This window comes from Nonomuraea sp. NPDC049625 (assembly GCF_040675285.1).
GTDB lineage: Bacteria > Actinomycetota > Actinomycetes > Streptosporangiales > Streptosporangiaceae > Nonomuraea > Nonomuraea angiospora_A.
Window position 1 is genome coordinate 166,820 of sequence record NZ_JBFAOQ010000003.1, and the last position, 15,834, is coordinate 182,653.

The window sequence follows — 15,834 nt, forward strand, 5'->3', positions numbered from 1 at the left end:
TGACGGCCTCCTCGGGGTGGAAGGTCCAGCGGACCTGCTCCTCGCCGCCGGCCTCCGCCTTGGCGACGAGGACTTCGTCGTGGATGAACGCGGAGAAGGACAGCTTGCCCTTGTCCGTGGTGACGGTGCCGGTGACCTCGGCGTCCCACAGGCTGAGCCGCAGGTCGACGGCCGTGATCGTGCCGACCGGGTCGAGGGTGACGTGGCCGACGGGCAGGCGGCAGGTGCCCCAGCCGCTGCCGAACTGGGGCCGGTGGTCCTGGACGCGGCCGTGCTGGACGGTGAAGCGGATCTTGTTCTGGCCGGGCTCCTGGTAGACCATGCTGCCCAGCAGGCCGTCGCCGAGGAACGGGCCCTCGGACCAGGTCCTGGGCATCCTGCCCCAGAGCAGGTCCTGGCCCTTCATGAACTCGGCCCAGGGCACACGCTGCCGGAGCTGCCAGCCCAGGGCCGCCCCAGTGGGCTCAGCGGGCTCGGTTTCCGCGAGAGCCGGGGCGGCGGGGACGAGGGCGAGGCCTAAGCCGCCGAGCACGGCACGGCGGGTGGGGTCGTGAGAGGGGGGTGTCATGCGGGACCTCACAGACGAGACATCGGGTCTTTCGTCTGTATGACACGCAAGATGACCTTAGTCAAGGGTAGTCAACCGAAATTCATCGGATGCATCACCCCTTAACAGCGCCCGCGGTGAGCCCTTCGACGATGTAGCGGCGGATGGCGGCGAACAGCACGAGGGTCGGCAGCACCGAGATCACGGTGGCCGCGGCCATGGAACCCCAGTCGATGTCGTACTGGGTGATGAAGGAGTTCATGGCGACCGGGATGGTCTTGGCGTCCTCGCTGTCGATGAACGTGATCGCCAGGAACAGCTCGTTCCAGCACTGCACGAACGCGAAGATGAACGTGGCCGCGATGCCCGGCAGCATGACCGGGATGACCACCCGCACCATGGCCACCAGCCGCGAGGCGCCGTCCACCTGCGCGGCCTCCTCCAGCGCGACCGGCACCCGCTCGTAGAAGCCGCGCATGATGATCGTGGCGAACGGCACCAGCATGGCCACGTACACCAGCATCAGCCCGGCGAGCCGGTTGAGCAGGTCGAGGTCGGACATCAGCAGGTAGAGCGGGCCCAGCGCGATGAACAGCGGGATCATCTGCGTCACCAGGAACGCCAGCATCAGCGCGCCCCGGCCGGGGAAGGCGAAGCGGGCGAGGGTGTAGCCGCCCAGCACGCCGATCGCGGTCACCACGCCGGCCGCGACGAGCGAGACGAGCAGGCTGTTCAGCAGGTACGCGCCGAAGTCCGCGAACGAGAACAGCTCCTCGTAGTGCTCGAACGTCAGGTTGCCCGGCCAGTACCTGAGCGGCATCGAGAAGATCTCGGACTTGGGCTTGAGCGAGGTGACGACGATCCAGTAGAGGGGGAAGAGGGTGATCAGCAGCCAGGCGCCCAGCACGACGACCTTCGCTGCGGTCGCGACACGTCTCATCTGGATTTCTCGAATCTCGTCGCGTTCAGGTAGAAGACGCTGAAGGACAGCAGCAGGCCCAGGATGAGCAGGCCCACCGCGCCCGCCCGGCCGTAGTCGCCGCCGATGACCTGCTGGATGAGGAAGGTCGTGATGATGTCGGTGCCGCCGGCCGGGCCCCCGCCGGTCATCGAGTAGATGAGGTCGGGGAAGTTGAGGATCCAGATGATCCGCAGCAGCACGATGAGAGCGAGCGTGGGCCGGATGTGCGGCAGCGTCACGTGCCAGAACTGCCGCAGCCGCGACGCGCCGTCCACGGCCGCCGCCTCGTACAGCTCCTTCGGCACCGACTGCAGGGCGGCCATGATCATGATGGCGAAGAACGTGACGCCGTACCAGATGTTGGCCACGATCACCGAGGTCATCGCCCACCCGGGGGTGGCCAGGAAGCCGATGCGCTGGTCGATGAGGCCGGTCTTGAGCAGCAGGTCGTTGATCACGCCGAACTGCCCGTTGAACATCCACCGCCACAGCAGCCCGATCAGGAACCCCGACATGGCCCACGGGAAGAACACCCACGCCTGGTAGAGGCCCCGGCCGCGGAAGTGCCGGCGCAGCAGCAGCGCCAGCCCGAAGCCGAGGAAGAACTGGAAGAACAGCGAGACGACCACCCACGTGCCGGTGTTCCGCAGCGCCGTCCAGAACCGGTCCTCGGCCAGGACGGCCCGGAAGTTCTCCAGGCCGACGAAGGGCGTCGAGGTGATGTCGAACAGGTTGTAGCGCTGGAAGGCGATGACCGTGCCGCGGATCATCGGGTAGTACGTGAACAGGGTCACGAAGACCACGCCGGGCAGCAGGCACAGAGCGATGAACCTGGCCCGGCGGGCGGTGAAGAGCCTCATGAGACCTTCTTGGCCTGGTCCGTCCAGAAGGCGTCCCACGACTTGAGCACCTCGGCCGTGGTCTTCTTGCCGGTGATCAGGGCCTGGACGTCACGGTCGGAGTCGACGAGGAACTGGCTCCAGCCCGGGTAGTCGACGGGCCTGATCGTGATCACCTGCTTGGGGTCCTGCTGGGCCTGCAGGTACGCCTTCCACGCGCCCTGCGAGAACTGCGGGTCGCTCTGGGCCTGCTTGGAGATCGGGATGAGCGAGTTGCCCTTGGCGAAGGCGATGCTCTGCTTGGCCTCCGAGAGGAACTGGACCAGCTTGACCGCCTCCTTCGGGTGCGTGGTGAAGGAGGTGGCGCCCCATCCGGCGTAGCCGACGGGCTGGAAGGCGTATCCGGACGGGCCCTTGGGGATGGGGGCCGTCGACCAGGCCGTCATGCCGCTCTCCTGGACCGTCTTGATCACTTCGGGGTCCTGGATGAGCATGCCGGTGACGCCCGAGGTGAACCCCTGGACCATCTCCGGGTAGCCCCAGGAGACGGAGTCGGGCGGCGACGCCTCCTTGAAGATCTTCACGTAGAGGTCCATGGCCTGGGCGGCCTCGGGGGTGGAGAAGATCGTCCGCTTGTCCTTGAGATAGAACGATTTTTCGGGATTCAGGGCTTCGCCGTTGTACGCGCTGACCATCATGACCGCGTAGTCGGCCCCGCCCTTGCCGCCCCGGAACGAGTAGCCGAACCGATCGCCCGAGGTCATCTTCTTGCCGGCCTCGTAGAGCTCCTGCCAGGTGGCCGGCGGCTGCGTCATGCCCCGGTCCGTACGGTAGAAGATCGTGCGCTCGTAGAAGCCGTACGGGATCAGGTACGCCTTGCCGCCGACCTCGACGGCCTTCTTCTGGGCCAGCTCGGTCAGGTCCGACCAGCCGGGCCACTCCGTGGTGGGCAGCTCGGCCAGCCAGCCGTTGTTGGAGAAGGACTTGGCCGTGTGGTCGCGCACTTCCAGCACGTCCAGGTCCTTCTTCGTCTGCAGGATCTGGGTGATCTTCTGGTCGGCGCTGTCGAGCGGCGGCGAGATCAGCTCCACCTTGATGCCCGGGTTGGCCTTCTCGAAGTCCTTCAGCAGCGTTTTGATGAGCTTCGTGCGTTCGGGACTGGTCAGGCTCTCGATCATGCGGAGCCGTACCTCGCCGGGGGACGACGAGCCGGAGCCGCAGCCCGCGAGCAAGAGCGTGGCGGCGACCGCGGCCGCCAGGAGGGGGGTTCTCATGCTGAGCCTCCAGCTTCAGACAGCGCTGTCAGTCACGCGCTGCCAGTCACGCTAGGCGACCGACCCCCTCCAGCGCTAGACCGAGGTCCTTGATCAACGTGTCCGCGGGCTCCAGGCCGACCGAGAGCCGCACGAGGCCGACGGGGATGCCCATGGTGGCCCGCACGCTCTCCTCGGTGGACAGGGCGGGGGCGTTCACCAGGCTCTCAAAACCTCCCCAAGACACCCCAATCCTGAAATGTCGCAAATTGTCGAGGAAGAGTCCGACCTCCTGGCGCGATTCCGTGTCCAGCACGAGGCTGAACAGGCTGGAGAACCCCGACATCTGCCGCTTCGCGAGGTCGTGCCCCGGATGGGATGGCAGCCCGGGGTGGTTCACCGCCCGCACGGCCGGATGCTCCGCCAGGAACTCGGCCACGGCCAGCCCCCGCTCCTGGTGCGCGGGCATCCGCACGGGCAGCGTGCGCAGCCCCTTGATCACCTTGGCCGCGTCGTGCGGCGACATGGCGGCCCCGTACAGCTGGTACTCGGTCAGCGCCAGCGGCCTGATCAGCCGGGACGGGCCCACCACGACGCCGCCCACGAGGTCGCTGTGCCCGCCGATGTACTTCGACAGCGAGTGCACGACGAGATCGACGCCCATGGTCAGCGGCTTCTGGAAGATCGGCGTGGACCAGGTGTTGTCCATCACGCTCACCAGCCCGCGCTCCCGCGCCCACGCGGTGACTTCGGCGATGTCGACCACGGCGTAGGCCATGTAGGAGGGGGACTCGAAGTAGAGTAGACGGGTGGTCGCCCTGATAGCGCTGTCACACTCCGCGAGGTCGTTCACGTGCGTATGCGTGACCCCGAACTTCTCCAGGTAGCGCAGGAACTGGGTGGTCGGCCCGTACACTGCGCCCAGCACCAGCACGTGATCCCCGGCCTTGACGAGCGAGGAGATGGTCGCCGAGATGGCCCCCATTCCCGACCCGAAACACTTGGCACGCTCTCCCCGCTCGAGCGCGGCGAGCTTACGCTGAGCGAGATCGACCGTCGGGTTGGTCCCCCGCCAGTAGACGTACCTCTCGTCCTCGTTCCTGATCGCCTCGCCGAGCTCCTGCGCGCTCCCGAACGTGAACAGCGAGTTCTCGAACACCGGTGGGTTGACCGCGCCCAACGCCCAGGGCTCGTCCTCGCCCAACCGGCCACAGATCCATTCGTCATCCATGGGGGCAGACTATGACAGCCAGGGATCTGGGTGACCGGGCGGCCTCCCAGGGTGAAACCACTCGCAAGCCGACCATGGCCGACGTCGCCAGGCACGCGGGCGTGAGCCTCAAGACCGTCTCCCGCGTGGTCAACCAGGAGCCGCACGTCCGGGCCTCGCTGCAGGAGCGCGTGCAGGCGGCCATCAGCGCGCTCGGCTACCGCCGCAACGAGGCCGCCGCCCGCCTGGCCAGGGGCGCGACCATGCTGACGCTCGGGCTGGTGATGGAGAACATCTCCAACGAGTTCTACTCCCGCCTGGCCGCCGCCGTGGAGTCCGCAGCGGCCCGGTACGAGGCGCTGGTGGTGTTCGGCTCGTACGAGGAGAGCGCCGACAAGGAGCGCATGCTCATCGAGTCCATGTACGCCCGGGGCGTGGACGCCCTGATCGTCGTCCCCTCGGCGGCCGATCACTCGTGGCTGGCCGAGCACGCCTCGCTCACCACGGTGTTCGTGGACCGCGTGCCCCCGGGCCTGGAGTCGGCGGACGTGGTGCTGCTGGACGACGTGCGGGGCGGCCGGGCCGCGACCGAGCACCTGCTGGCCCGCGGCCACCGCCGGATCGCGCTGGTCTCGGACGACGAGGGCATCAGCTCGGTGCACGACCGCGCGACCGGCTACCGCGCGGCCCTGCGCGCGGCCGGGCTGCCGGCCGACGACACGCTGACGGTCCGCGGGCTCTTCGACCCGTGGCGGGTCTCCCACGAGGTGAGCCGCCTCCTGGACCTGCCCGACCCTCCGACGGCCTTCTTCGCCACCAACAACCGCGCCGCGATCGGCATCCTGCAGGCGCTGCGGGAACGTCCGGAGCGGCCCGCGTACGTGAGCTTCGACGACTTCGCCCTGGCCGACGTGTTCAACCCCGGGGTGACGGTGGTCCGCTACGACACGGCCCGCCTGGCCCGCAGCGCGGTGGACCTCCTGCTGAACCCGTCGCCGTCGCCCCGCCGCGTCAAGGTCCCGGTCGAGCTGGTGGCCAGAGGCTCGGGCGAGCTGCCGCCCTCCTGAACACCGTGCGTGAGCGGCGTTCGTCTCGCTAGGGTCGAGTTGTGCCTCTTCCCGCCGCCGACCTCGCCCGGCTTCTTCGCAACCGGCCGGAGCTGGCCGCCGTCCCCTCCGCCGAGGCGCTCGAACGCCTGCTCGCGGCGCCGGAGCTGGCCGTGCCCGCCCTGCTCGCGCTCGACGCCGACTGCCACCTTGTCAGCCAGGCGCTGCAGATCCTGGGCGGTGAGGCCGGCCGCGCGGCGCTGGCCGAGCTGCTCCACGATCCCGGCGACCGGCTCGGCGAGACGATCGAGACCCTGGCCGCGTGGGGTCTCGTGACCCTCGACGGGGCCGGCGACGGGGGCGGCGATGGGGGCACGGTGAGGTCCCCGCACCCGCAGGGGCTGTGGGCGAACCCGTTCGGGCTGGGCCGGCCGTTGCGCGAGCTGACCGCCGAGGATCTGAAGTCCCTGGTCAAGGGGCTGGGCGGCAGGCCCAAGGGCCGCAAGTCGGAGGTGCTCGCCCAGGCGGCGGAGATCGTGCGCGACGGCCGGGCCGTCCGCGCCCGCGCCGCCGCGTTGCCGCGCGAGGCGGCAGCGCTGCTGGAGTCGATGGCGGACGGGCAGCCGGTCTTCCAGCACGCCGTCTGGTACGGCACCGTCGATGCGGACCATCCGGTCACGCGCCTGGCCGAGGCCGGGTTCGTGGTGCGGGACGGCTGGGAGTACGAGATGCCCATGGAGGTCGCGCTCGCGCTGCGCGGCGACGGCTGGAAGCCGGAGCTCACGGGCCAGCCGGACGTGCCGTCGGTGGAGCTCACCGGGCCCGCGGACGGGCTCGCCGCCGCGCTGGCCGCCGTTGACCAGGTGGAGGCGCTGATCGAGCTGACGGGAACGCAGCCCATCGCCGAGCTGAAGGCGGGCGGGGTGGGCGCGCGGGAGCTGAAGCGGGTGGCCAAGGCGCTGGACGTTCCCGAGCAGGCGGTCGTGCTCTGGCTCGACCTCGCCTTCGGCACCGACCTGATCGCCTCCGAGGCCGGCCAGAGGCTGGCGGGCACCACGCTGGCCGACGAGTGGCTGGGCCTGGATCCGGCTTCGCGGTGGCAGGCCCTGGTGGAGTCCTGGCTGGCGATGCCGCAGGCGGCCACGTTCAGGGTGACGGGCTGCTGCGAGGAGCACATGACGCCGCAGGCTCCGCCGTACCAGTTCGAGAGCGGGGCCGGCGAGATCCGGCGGGCCGCGCTGCGCGTGCTCCGGACGCTGCCTCCCGGGCGGGGGTCGAGCCCTGAGGGGTTGCTCCCGGCCGTGGGCTGGCGGACGCGGGCGGTCAAGGAGTTCGCGCCGGCCGCCGCCGAGTTCGTGGCCGCCGCCCTGCGCGAGGGCGAGCTGCTCGGGATGGTCCAGGAGGGTGCGCTGACCGAGCTCGGCCGCGCCCACCTCGACGGCGCCGGCGTGGCCGGCCGCTTCCCCACGCCGACCCACACCGTGACCCTGCAGAACGACCTGACCGCGATCGTGTCAGGGGTGCCCGCGCCGCAGCTGACCGCGTTCCTGAACGGCTGCGCCGACCTGGAGTCACGCGACCGGGCCAGCGTGTGGCGCTTCTCGCACAAGAGCGTGCGCCGGGCGCTGGACGCGGGGACGACGGCCGACGGCCTGCTCGACGAGCTGGCCCGCGTCGCCGCCAAGGCCGTCCCCCAGCCGCTGCGTTACCTCGTCACCGACGTCGCCCGCCGGCACGGCGCCGTCCGCGTCACCTCCGCCGCCTCCGTGGTGACCGCGGAGGACCCGGCGCTCATCACCGAGCTGTGCGGGACCAGGGCCCTGCGCAAGCTGGCGCTGCGCGCCATCGCCCCCACGGTCGCCCTCAGCGCCCTGCCTCCCGACGAGACCCTCCAGCTGCTGCGGCAGGGCGGCCACGCCCCGGTCGCCGTGGCCCCCGACGGCACCATCAAGGCGGAGCCGCCCCAGCGCCGCCGCCTGCCCGTGGAGCCCGACCCGGCCTGGGACGCCACCGCGATCCTCCAGGGCGGCGAGCCCGGCACGCCCGCCGAGGCCCTGTCCGTGGCCTCCGTCACCGGCGAGCCGATCGTCATCGTCTGGCAGCGGCGTGAGCACTACATGGAGGACATCGAGCTCACCCGCGGCACGGTGTCCGGCTACTGCCACGACTGCGGCGCCGAACACACCTTCCAGCGGGCCCGGATCAAGGAGGCTCATCTGCCCTGATCGCCGGCGGGATCACTGGCGGGGTCACTGGTGGGGTCACTGGTGGGGTCACGACGAGCGGGGGCGCCAGTCGCCGCGGTCGAGGTCGAGGTCCTCCGGGGTGTGCAGCCTGACCATGGTCCTGGCGACCCCGGGCGGCACGCGGTGCGGGGTCAGGAAGGACACCGACACCATCACCGCGAACGCGATCGGCACCGTCCACGCCGCCGGCTGGCCCAGCAAGGCGCCGGCGGGCCCGTCGTACGGACCGGCGACGATCGTGACGAGCACGGCCGCGCACGCGAGCCCGCCGCCCACGAACAGCCCGGCCAGCGCCCCCGTGGTCGACAGGCGGCGCCACCAGATGCCCAGCACGAGCAGCGGGCAGAACGACGAGGCCGCCACCGCGAACGCCAGGCCCACCACGTCCGCCACCGGCAGCGCCCGCGCCCACAGCGCCAGGGCCAGCGGCACCGCGACCGCCATCAGCGTGGCGATCCTGAACGAGCGCACGCTGCCCTTGAGCAGGTCCTGCGCGATCACCCCCGCCACGGACACGGTCAGCCCCGACGACGTGGACAGGAACGCGGCGAACGCCCCCGCCGTCACCAGCGCCGTCAGCAGCTCGCCCAGCGTGCCGCCGACCATCCGCGCGGGCAGCGTCAGCACGACCGTGTCCGTGCGGACCAGGTCGGGCGCGTAGAGGCGGCCGAGCCAGCCGTACACGGCGGGCATCAGGTAGAAGGCCCCGAGCAGCGACAGCACCACCAGCGTCGTGCGGCGGGCGGCCCGGCCGTCCGGGTTGGTGTAGAAGCGCACGAGCACGTGCGGCAGCCCCATGGTGCCCAGGAACGTGGCCAGGATCAGCGAGTACGTCGAGTAGAGCCCGTACTCCTTGCCCCCGGCCAGCGGCACCTGCCAGGTGGCCGCGTCCTGCGGGCCGACCGCGGGCGCGCCGTCGGCCTTCCACGCCATCAGCAGGAACACCAGCGGCAGGGCCAGCGCCGTCAGCTTGAGCCAGTACTGGAACGCCTGCACGAACGTGATCGACCGCATGCCGCCGGACAGCACGTTCACCGCCACGACGACCGCGACCAGCAGGCCGCCGACCCACACGGGCGCGCCGGTGATCTCCCGCAGCACCAGGCCCGCGCTCTGGAACTGCGGCATCAGGTAGAACCAGCCGATCAGCACGACGAGCACGCTCGCGGTGCGGCGCACGGCCATCGACTCCAGCCTGGCCTCGGCGAAGTCCGGCAGCGTGTACGCCCCCGAGCGCCGCAGCGGCGCCGACACCAGCACGAGCAGCACCAGGTAGCCGCCGGTCCAGCCGACGGGCAGCCAGAGCATGTCCACGCCGAACGACAGGATGAGCCCGGCGATGCCCAGGAACGAGGCCGCCGACAGGTACTCGCCGCCGATGGCCGAGGCGTTCCAGAGCGGGCTGACGGTGCGGGAGGCGACGTAGAAGTCGGAGGTGGTGCGGGAGACCCTGATCCCGAACGCCCCGATCAGCACGGCCGCCACCACCACGATCAGCACCGCGGTGAGGCTCATCGGCGTTTGACCAGTTCGGCGAAGTGGCGCTCGTTGCGCTCGGCCTGGCGCACGTACAACCAGGCGCCGATGACGAAGGCGGGGTAGATGAGCCCGGCGAGCACCGCCCACGGGAGCGGGACGCCGAGCAGGTGGACCGAGCGCAGCTCGGGGATGAGCAGGAACAGCAGCGGCAGCCCGCCGACCACGCACGCCAGCACCGTGCAGACGAACAGCGCCAGCCGGACCTGGGTGCGCAGGAACGAGCGCATGTAGACCTCGCCGAGCCTGGTCTGCTCGTCGATCTCCCGGGTGGCCGGGTAGCGGGGCCGGCGCGCGGCGGCCGTACGCGGGCTCATCACGGCCACCCGGCGCAGGGTCTCGCGCCGGGACGCCTCGGCGCGGGGCAGCGGGGCCCGGCGCCCGGGACGCGGTTCGGGGCTCATCAGGACCTCGCCTTCCTGGCTCTGCGCACCAGCAGGTCGCGCAGCTCGCGCGTGTGGCGGCGGCTGACCGGCAGTTCGGTGTCCCCCACCCGCACCGTGCACTTGCCCGAGTCGATGTGCAACTCCTCGATGTGCTTGACGGCCACCAGATGGCTCCGGTGCACGCGGACGAACCCGGCCGAGGCCCACCGCTCCTCCAGGGTGGCCAGCGGGATGCGCACCAGATGGCTGCCCGTCACCGTGTGCAGCCGCGCGTAGTCCCCGTGCGCCTCGACGTAGATCACGTCGGCGCTGGACACGAACCGCGTCACCCCGCCCAGTTCGACCGGGATCGTGTCGGTCTCCCCCGCCTCCGCGGGCACGTCGGCCGAGACCGCCACCCGCCGGATCGCCTCCGCCAGCCGCTCCGGGCGTACCGGTTTGAGCAGGTAGTCCTCGGCCTTGATCTCGAACGCGTCCACGGCGTGCTCCTCGTACGCCGTCACGAACACCACCCGGGGCGGGTTCGCGAACTGCGACAGCAGCCGCCCCAGCACCACGCCGTCGAGCCCGCGCATCCGGATGTCGAGGAAGACCGCGTCGATCGGCCGGCCGTCGGCGATGGCGCGGTCGAGCAGCCGCAGCGCCGCCGCGCCGTCCCTGGCGGTGGCCACCTCGCCGATGCGGGGGTCGGCACGCAGCAGGTACGACAGGTCTTCGAGGGCAGGCAGCTCGTCATCGACCGCGAGGACCCGTAGTTGCGCCATAGACAGTGATAAAACCGACAAGAAAGATCGAGGTCAACGGGCAGAGACGCCTGGGTGATATTTCGGCAACCTGATGTTGACCTTGGTGCCCGCTCCCTGGGCCGTCTCGACCACGAGGCCGTACTCGTCGCCGTAGACCTGGCGCAGCCGTTCGTCCACGTTCGCCAGCCCGACGCCGCCCGTGGGGGCGATGTCACCTGCGAGGATGCGGCGCAGCCGGTCGGGGTCCATGCCGAGCCCGTCGTCCTCGACGCTGATGCGGCACTCCGCCCCGGCGTCCTCGGCGATGATCGTGATGCGGCCGACGCCGTTGCGGCTCTCCAGGCCGTGCCTGACGGCGTTCTCGACGAGTGGCTGCAGGCACAGGAACGGCACCGCGACCGGCAGCACCTCGGGCGCGATCCGGAGCGTCACCTGGAGCTGGTCGCCGAACCTGGCCCGCTCCAGGATCAGGTAGCGGTCGATCGAGCGCAGCTCCTCGGCGAGCGTGGTGAACTCGCCGTGCCGGCGGAAGGAGTAGCGGGTGAAGTCGGCGAACTCCAGCAGCAGCTCCCTGGCCCGCTCCGGGTCGGTGCGCACGAAGGAGGCGATCGTGGTGAGCGAGTTGTAGATGAAGTGCGGGGAGATCTGCGCCCGCAGCGCGCGTACCTCGGCCTCCATGAGCAGCGTGCGCGAGCGGTCCAGCTCGGCCAGCTCGAGCTGCGAGTCCACCCACCCGGCCACCTCCTGCGCGGCCCTGACCAGGCCGGCGGAGGCGTCCTGCCCGTAGGCGGCCAGGGCTCCCACGACCCGGTCGTCGGTGGTGAGCGGCACCACCACGGCCTGGCGGATCGGGCATTCGAGCAGCTCGCAGTCGATGGTCAGCACCTGGGTGCGGCCGTCTTTCAGGGTGGCCGCCGCGTGCTCGAACGCCTGGTCGGCGTGGTGCTCGCCGGCGCCGTCGTAGACGAGCAGCCGCTCACCGTCGGTGATGGCCAGCGCGGCCGAGCCGAGCAGCGCGCGCAGGTGCCGCGAGGCCCGCTCGGCGCCGTCGGCGGTCAGCCCGGCCCGCAGCGGCGGACCGGCCAGCGAGGCGGTGTGCAGGGTCTCGAACGTGGCCCGCTCCGCCGGGCTGGTGCCCAGCTCGCGACGGCCCCGCATGACCCGCCAGAGCACGATCGCGGGCACGCTCACGAGCACCGCGACCACGGCGACGCCCACCACGTACTCCACGCCGCCAGAGCTTAACTCAGAGGCCCTCCTTCGTCGGTCCTCTGAGCAACTCCCGTGTCCATTGGCTCGCTTCGCTCACAGTGCCTTGGCTATCAGGTCCGCGTACGACTCCGCCTCCTCGGTGGAGTCGTACTTGGTGCGCGGCCAGAAGAAGCCGCGCAGCCCGTCCTTCCTGTTGCGCGGCACGATGTGCACGTGCAGGTGGGGCACACTCTGGCTGACGCGGTTGTTCATGGCCACGAACGTGCCGGCGACCTGGAGCCCCTCCTCCACCGCCCGGGCCACGGCCTGCACCCGCTCGAAGAACGGCCCCACGTCGGTCAGGTCGGCGAGCGTCTCCACGTGGATCCTCGGCACCACCAGCACGTGCCCCTTGAAGACCGGCCGGACGTCCAGGAACGAGACCGCGACCTCGTCGGAGTGGACCATGGTCGCCTGTCGCTCACCCGCGATGATCTCGCAGAACAGGTCAGTGCTCACCGCCCGACCCTATCCGCCTCATCCGCGGGGCCGCCCCGCCCGCTCGGCGAAGGCCGTCCAGCTCGTCACGTTGGGCGCCGACCACTCGGCGGGGGCGTGCAGGAAGTGCTCGCCCACCCGCTCGCGCAGCCGCTGCGGCACCTCGGCCACCTTGGCGCCCCGGCAGTGGTAGACCAGCCCGCCCGCGCGCTGCCCCATCGCCATCCACGGCAGCCACGGCGAGACCCGGCACCACGAGAACACGCACGGCACGTCCGGCACGCCCGAGTCCAGGTCCTTGGCCGAGGCGAAGAACTGGAACAGCTCCATCGCCCGGTAGGTGTCGTTCGCCGAGTTGTCGGGGTAGTCGGCGACCTTCAGGGGCGAGGGGTAGGCCAGGCGGATGTCGATGTTGTAGACGACCTGGTCGCCCAGGCGGGTCGTCGGCACCGGGTAGGCGCCGAGCCGCTGGTTGACCGGGTCGTTGAAGACGTGCTGCACCTCGACCGTCCGCTCCGTGAGCGGGTTGTCCCAGGTGTCGAGCACCTCCCTCGTCTTCGGGTCGAGGTAGAGGGCGGCCTCCCTGGTCAGCAGCTGCCAGCCGCCGTCGGCCTCGACCGCCCTGGCCACGTTCAGCCCCTCGAACCCGAACAGGTGGTGCGGCCCGCCGTCGTCCTGCCAGCCGTACACGTCGCCGGTCCAATAGGAGATGGTCTCCGCGCCGTCGGAGGAGGCGCGCACCCGGATGAAATCCATGATCCCCACAGTAACCGGGCGGCGCTCTACTTGACCGATACGGTGAAGACGGCCTCGCCCGACTGCTGCCTGCTCTGCTCGTCCGGTGGCGTCGTGGCCTGGCCGCACCGCCAGCAGTCGTACAGTTTGATCTCCGTCGTGCCCGGTCGCTTGCTGTTGAAGACGAAGTAGGTCGTGCCCCCGGCGCCGACCCCGCCGCCCTCGGCCTTGTGCTCCTCGCTGATGAACGAGGCGACCTTCGGGTCCGGCACGGCGACCAGCTTCCACTCGTCGCCCACCGACGGGTTGTCGGCGACGGCCAGCGAGAAGCGCTGGCCGGGGCGCAGCTCGACGGGCACGGTGGTGCCCTTGGCGCCCTTGACCACCGTGCCGAAGTCGCTCACCGCTGAGCCTCCGCCGCACCCGGCCAGCAGGGCGAGCGTGGCGGCGGCGATCGTTCGACGCATCACCACGGCAGGGTATCTGCCAGTGCGGGCGCCGGCCGTACCCGTCCCCTTCTACCGGCGCGTGTGGCGGTTGCGCCGCAGCATCATGCGGCGGACGACGAAGGCGATCACGGCGCCGGCCGCGGCGACGAGCAGCACGGGCCGCTTGCGCGCCTGCCCGGCGGCGTCCTTCACCTGGTGCGGCGTGCCCTCGCGAACCTTGCCCGCCACCTCGGACGCCTTCTCCTTGACGGATCCGGCCATGCCCGCGGCCCTGTCCTTGGCGGTCTCGGCCACATGGGCGGCCCTGGCCTTGACGTCGGCCTTGGCCGCCAGCGCCCCGACGGTCTCGCCCAGCTCCCTGCGGGTTTCCTCGATCTCTTTGCGCACGTTGCCCTCCTCGTGGTGACCTGTCCCGCGTGCCGTCTCACGCGTGTGGTGCGTCCTGCTGTGGTGGTGATGACGCGGCGACTCCGCGTCGGCCCACTCCCGTTCCAGGGCCTGGGCACGCTCGTCGTCGTAAGGGGGTTCGGGGGCGAATGTCTCGTGTGCCGTCCGCTCCTCCTCCACCCGCCGGGCGTTCTCGGCCGCGCCCGGCCTGGTCGGCGGCACGTTGATGGACTCGCGTTCGGTCGGCGTGCCCACAGTCTGCCTGCGGGCGCCGACGTTTCCGGCATATTGCTCGCTGTATCCAGGGTCGGTCTCGCTCATCGCCGCGCCCTCTCCTTGACCATGTCGATGTCGGCCCTGACGCTCGCGATGGTCTCCGACGGGACGGGCGGCCCGGCGCGTCGCACCTGACCCTTACCGACCAGGCCGAGCAGCGCGGCGATGACGAAGAGCAGGCCCGCCACGATGGCGGCGGCGGCCCACGCCGGCAGGACCAGGGCCAGCAGCAGAATGACGGTGGTCACGAGTGCGGCGCCGCCGAAGAACGCGGCCATTCCCGCCGCGCCGAACAGCCCCGCTCCGAAGCCCGCGCGCTTGCCTTTTTCCGCCAGCTCCATCTTCGCCAGGCGGAATTCGTCCCTCACGAGCCTGGAGAACTGCTCGGAGAGGTCGTTGACCAGCTTGTGGGTGTCGTTCACAACGTTCGCCTCCTCGCTGAGGAAGGCGACTACCCAAACGAACGGCCTTCTATCATGCGGTTTTACCGCTTGGCGACCTTGAGCAGAAATCCGAGGGCCGACAGCACCGGGTCTTTCTGCACTTCGCACCAATTGTCCGGCTGCTTGGGCTTGCTCCACGGAGAGGGGAGCTCGCACGAGGGAGCCTGCGGCTTGGGCCGCTCACACCACGATCCGGGAGGGTTCATACCAATATGCTACAACTTCAGGTGGGGCTTATATAAGCCTTTCCTCACCTCTTGCGCAGATGAGGTGGATTAGCGCCGCCACCCTCCGGTAGGGGTCGGTCCGGCCCGCGCGTTCCTCCACCGCCAGAATTTCGTCAATCTCCTCGGGGACGGGCGCTCCGTCCGGCGCGGCGTCGCAGAACACCCGCACGCCGTACCACTGCGGCACCTCCAGCCCCTGTACGGCCAGCCGCCGCGTGAGCTCGTCGAGCCGGTCGGCCCTGGCGGGGACGCCGAGCCGATTGACGTAACCGGTGCCCTCGAACGCCTGCAGCGCCCCCGCCCAGTCGCCCATGAGCCCGTTGCGCATGGCGAGGGCGTCGCCGTTGCGGACGAGGAGCGAGAGCCGGCCGCCTGGCGCGAGGAGGCGGGCGAGGTCGGCGAGCAGCGGGTCGGGGTCGTCGAAGTACATCAGCACGCCGTGGCACAGGACGATGTCGAAACTCCCCGGCCCGAACAGCTCCCGCAGCCGCCCTGCCTCGGCCTGGACCGTCCGGATGCTCATGCCCGGCTGGATCCCGGCCTCCAGGAGGCGGAGGAGGTCGCGGGAGGCGTCGAGGGCGGTGACGTGGTGGCCCCGGGCGGCCATCCTGAGCGCCTGCGTGCCCTGGCCGGAGCCCACGTCGAGGATGCGGCAGGGGGTCTTGGGGAGGTGCGCGGCGAGCTGGCGGGTGACGAGGTCCTGCCGGACGACGTCCCGCAGCGCCCCCAACCGGGCCGCCCACCTGCCCTCTGCCCCTGAGAACCTCATGTGCAGGATCCTAGGCGGACCCGATCTTCCCCTCCTCGCGGGCCCCCGGCCGCAGGCGCGGCGGCGGGGAGCCGCCGGCGCGGTAGCCT

17 protein-coding genes are annotated in these 15,834 nt (G+C 70.7%); 3 read left to right on the plus strand and 14 right to left on the minus strand.

Annotated elements, in window-relative coordinates; all coding sequences use genetic code 11:
• The first annotated feature begins 16 nt into the window (after positions 1–16).
• Entirely contained in the window at positions 17–520 is a 504-nt protein-coding gene (locus tag AB0J87_RS14300; protein ID WP_363965341.1) for a hypothetical protein, read from the plus strand.
• A 142-nt stretch (positions 521–662) separates the two neighbouring features.
• On the opposite strand, the gene AB0J87_RS14305 is transcribed toward AB0J87_RS14300, so the two are convergent.
• Genes AB0J87_RS14305 through AB0J87_RS14320 form a run of 4 tightly spaced genes read right to left on the minus strand, consistent with a single transcriptional unit; the run spans position 663 to position 4,831 of the window.
• Entirely contained in the window at positions 663–1,487 is an 825-nt protein-coding gene (locus tag AB0J87_RS14305; protein WP_363965343.1) for a carbohydrate ABC transporter permease, read from the minus strand.
• Complete coding sequence (locus AB0J87_RS14310; RefSeq protein WP_350722188.1) at positions 1,484–2,368, minus strand: sugar ABC transporter permease; 885 nt, start codon at positions 2,366–2,368, stop codon at positions 1,484–1,486. Before AB0J87_RS14310 ends, AB0J87_RS14305 begins: the two co-directional genes overlap by 4 nt.
• The gene (locus AB0J87_RS14315; RefSeq protein ID WP_363965346.1) at positions 2,365–3,621 is read right to left on the minus strand and encodes a sugar ABC transporter substrate-binding protein; all 1,257 of its coding nucleotides are present in this window, start codon (positions 3,619–3,621) and stop codon (positions 2,365–2,367) included. Before AB0J87_RS14315 ends, AB0J87_RS14310 begins: the two co-directional genes overlap by 4 nt.
• A 46-nt stretch (positions 3,622–3,667) precedes the next feature.
• Positions 3,668–4,831: a PLP-dependent aspartate aminotransferase family protein gene (locus tag AB0J87_RS14320; protein ID WP_363965348.1), complete on the minus strand. Its 1,164-nt coding sequence runs from the start codon at positions 4,829–4,831 to the stop codon at positions 3,668–3,670.
• Positions 4,832–4,842: 11 nt separating this feature from the next.
• Between AB0J87_RS14320 and AB0J87_RS14325 the strand changes: the two genes are divergently transcribed.
• Both AB0J87_RS14325 and AB0J87_RS14330 read left to right on the plus strand, forming a co-directional pair.
• Positions 4,843–5,877 (plus strand): LacI family DNA-binding transcriptional regulator, encoded by a 1,035-nt coding sequence (locus AB0J87_RS14325; RefSeq protein ID WP_363965350.1) that lies wholly within the window; start codon positions 4,843–4,845, stop codon positions 5,875–5,877.
• 41 nt (positions 5,878–5,918) lie between these two features.
• Positions 5,919–8,081, plus strand: a complete 2,163-nt coding sequence (locus AB0J87_RS14330; protein WP_363965352.1) for a helicase-associated domain-containing protein — start codon at positions 5,919–5,921, stop codon at positions 8,079–8,081.
• Between the two features lie 48 nt (positions 8,082–8,129).
• On the opposite strand, the gene AB0J87_RS14335 is transcribed toward AB0J87_RS14330, so the two are convergent.
• The 10 genes from AB0J87_RS14335 to AB0J87_RS14380 all read right to left on the minus strand — a co-directional run bounded on the left by AB0J87_RS14335 (position 8,130) and on the right by AB0J87_RS14380 (position 15,745).
• The gene (locus tag AB0J87_RS14335) at positions 8,130–9,617 is read right to left on the minus strand and encodes a cation acetate symporter (protein ID WP_350722197.1); all 1,488 of its coding nucleotides are present in this window, start codon (positions 9,615–9,617) and stop codon (positions 8,130–8,132) included.
• Positions 9,614–10,042, minus strand: a complete 429-nt coding sequence (locus tag AB0J87_RS14340; RefSeq protein ID WP_350722198.1) for a hypothetical protein — start codon at positions 10,040–10,042, stop codon at positions 9,614–9,616. Before AB0J87_RS14340 ends, AB0J87_RS14335 begins: the two co-directional genes overlap by 4 nt.
• Positions 10,042–10,788: a LytTR family DNA-binding domain-containing protein gene (locus AB0J87_RS14345; RefSeq protein WP_363965355.1), complete on the minus strand. Its 747-nt coding sequence runs from the start codon at positions 10,786–10,788 to the stop codon at positions 10,042–10,044. Before AB0J87_RS14345 ends, AB0J87_RS14340 begins: the two co-directional genes overlap by 1 nt.
• A 33-nt stretch (positions 10,789–10,821) precedes the next feature.
• Complete coding sequence (locus tag AB0J87_RS14350) at positions 10,822–12,000, minus strand: histidine kinase (RefSeq protein WP_192786257.1); 1,179 nt, start codon at positions 11,998–12,000, stop codon at positions 10,822–10,824.
• A 75-nt stretch (positions 12,001–12,075) separates the two neighbouring features.
• Complete coding sequence (locus AB0J87_RS14355; RefSeq protein ID WP_363965357.1) at positions 12,076–12,480, minus strand: HIT family protein; 405 nt, start codon at positions 12,478–12,480, stop codon at positions 12,076–12,078.
• An 18-nt stretch (positions 12,481–12,498) separates the two neighbouring features.
• Complete coding sequence (locus AB0J87_RS14360) at positions 12,499–13,215, minus strand: DUF1838 family protein (RefSeq protein WP_363965359.1); 717 nt, start codon at positions 13,213–13,215, stop codon at positions 12,499–12,501.
• 26 nt (positions 13,216–13,241) lie between these two features.
• Entirely contained in the window at positions 13,242–13,661 is a 420-nt protein-coding gene (locus tag AB0J87_RS14365; RefSeq protein WP_363966588.1) for a protease inhibitor I42 family protein, read from the minus strand.
• 51 nt (positions 13,662–13,712) lie between these two features.
• Positions 13,713–14,351 (minus strand): DUF3618 domain-containing protein, encoded by a 639-nt coding sequence (locus AB0J87_RS14370; RefSeq protein WP_363965361.1) that lies wholly within the window; start codon positions 14,349–14,351, stop codon positions 13,713–13,715.
• Entirely contained in the window at positions 14,348–14,728 is a 381-nt protein-coding gene (locus AB0J87_RS14375) for a phage holin family protein (protein WP_363965363.1), read from the minus strand. The genes AB0J87_RS14370 and AB0J87_RS14375 overlap by 4 nt, the downstream gene beginning before the upstream one ends.
• Positions 14,729–14,983: 255 nt before the next feature.
• On the minus strand, positions 14,984–15,745 hold the full coding sequence (locus AB0J87_RS14380; protein ID WP_350722209.1) for a methyltransferase domain-containing protein: 762 nt from the start codon (positions 15,743–15,745) through the stop codon (positions 14,984–14,986).
• Positions 15,746–15,834 lie beyond the last annotated feature (89 nt).

Coding starts and splice junctions, on each gene's coding strand:
- AB0J87_RS14345 (WP_363965355.1), bottom strand. CDS start 10,788: ATGGCGCAACTACGGGTCCTCGCGGTCGATGACGAGCTGCCTGCCCTC.
- AB0J87_RS14365 (WP_363966588.1), bottom strand. CDS start 13,661: ATGCGTCGAACGATCGCCGCCGCCACGCTCGCCCTGCTGGCCGGGTGC.
- AB0J87_RS14315 (WP_363965346.1), bottom strand. CDS start 3,621: ATGAGAACCCCCCTCCTGGCGGCCGCGGTCGCCGCCACGCTCTTGCTC.
- AB0J87_RS14335 (WP_350722197.1), bottom strand. CDS start 9,617: ATGAGCCTCACCGCGGTGCTGATCGTGGTGGTGGCGGCCGTGCTGATC.
- AB0J87_RS14370 (WP_363965361.1), bottom strand. CDS start 14,351: ATGAGCGAGACCGACCCTGGATACAGCGAGCAATATGCCGGAAACGTC.
- AB0J87_RS14320 (WP_363965348.1), bottom strand. CDS start 4,831: ATGGATGACGAATGGATCTGTGGCCGGTTGGGCGAGGACGAGCCCTGG.
- AB0J87_RS14380 (WP_350722209.1), bottom strand. CDS start 15,745: ATGAGGTTCTCAGGGGCAGAGGGCAGGTGGGCGGCCCGGTTGGGGGCG.
- AB0J87_RS14340 (WP_350722198.1), bottom strand. CDS start 10,042: ATGAGCCCCGAACCGCGTCCCGGGCGCCGGGCCCCGCTGCCCCGCGCC.
- AB0J87_RS14305 (WP_363965343.1), bottom strand. CDS start 1,487: ATGAGACGTGTCGCGACCGCAGCGAAGGTCGTCGTGCTGGGCGCCTGG.
- AB0J87_RS14360 (WP_363965359.1), bottom strand. CDS start 13,215: ATGGATTTCATCCGGGTGCGCGCCTCCTCCGACGGCGCGGAGACCATC.
- AB0J87_RS14325 (WP_363965350.1), top strand. CDS start 4,843: ATGACAGCCAGGGATCTGGGTGACCGGGCGGCCTCCCAGGGTGAAACC.
- AB0J87_RS14310 (WP_350722188.1), bottom strand. CDS start 2,368: ATGAGGCTCTTCACCGCCCGCCGGGCCAGGTTCATCGCTCTGTGCCTG.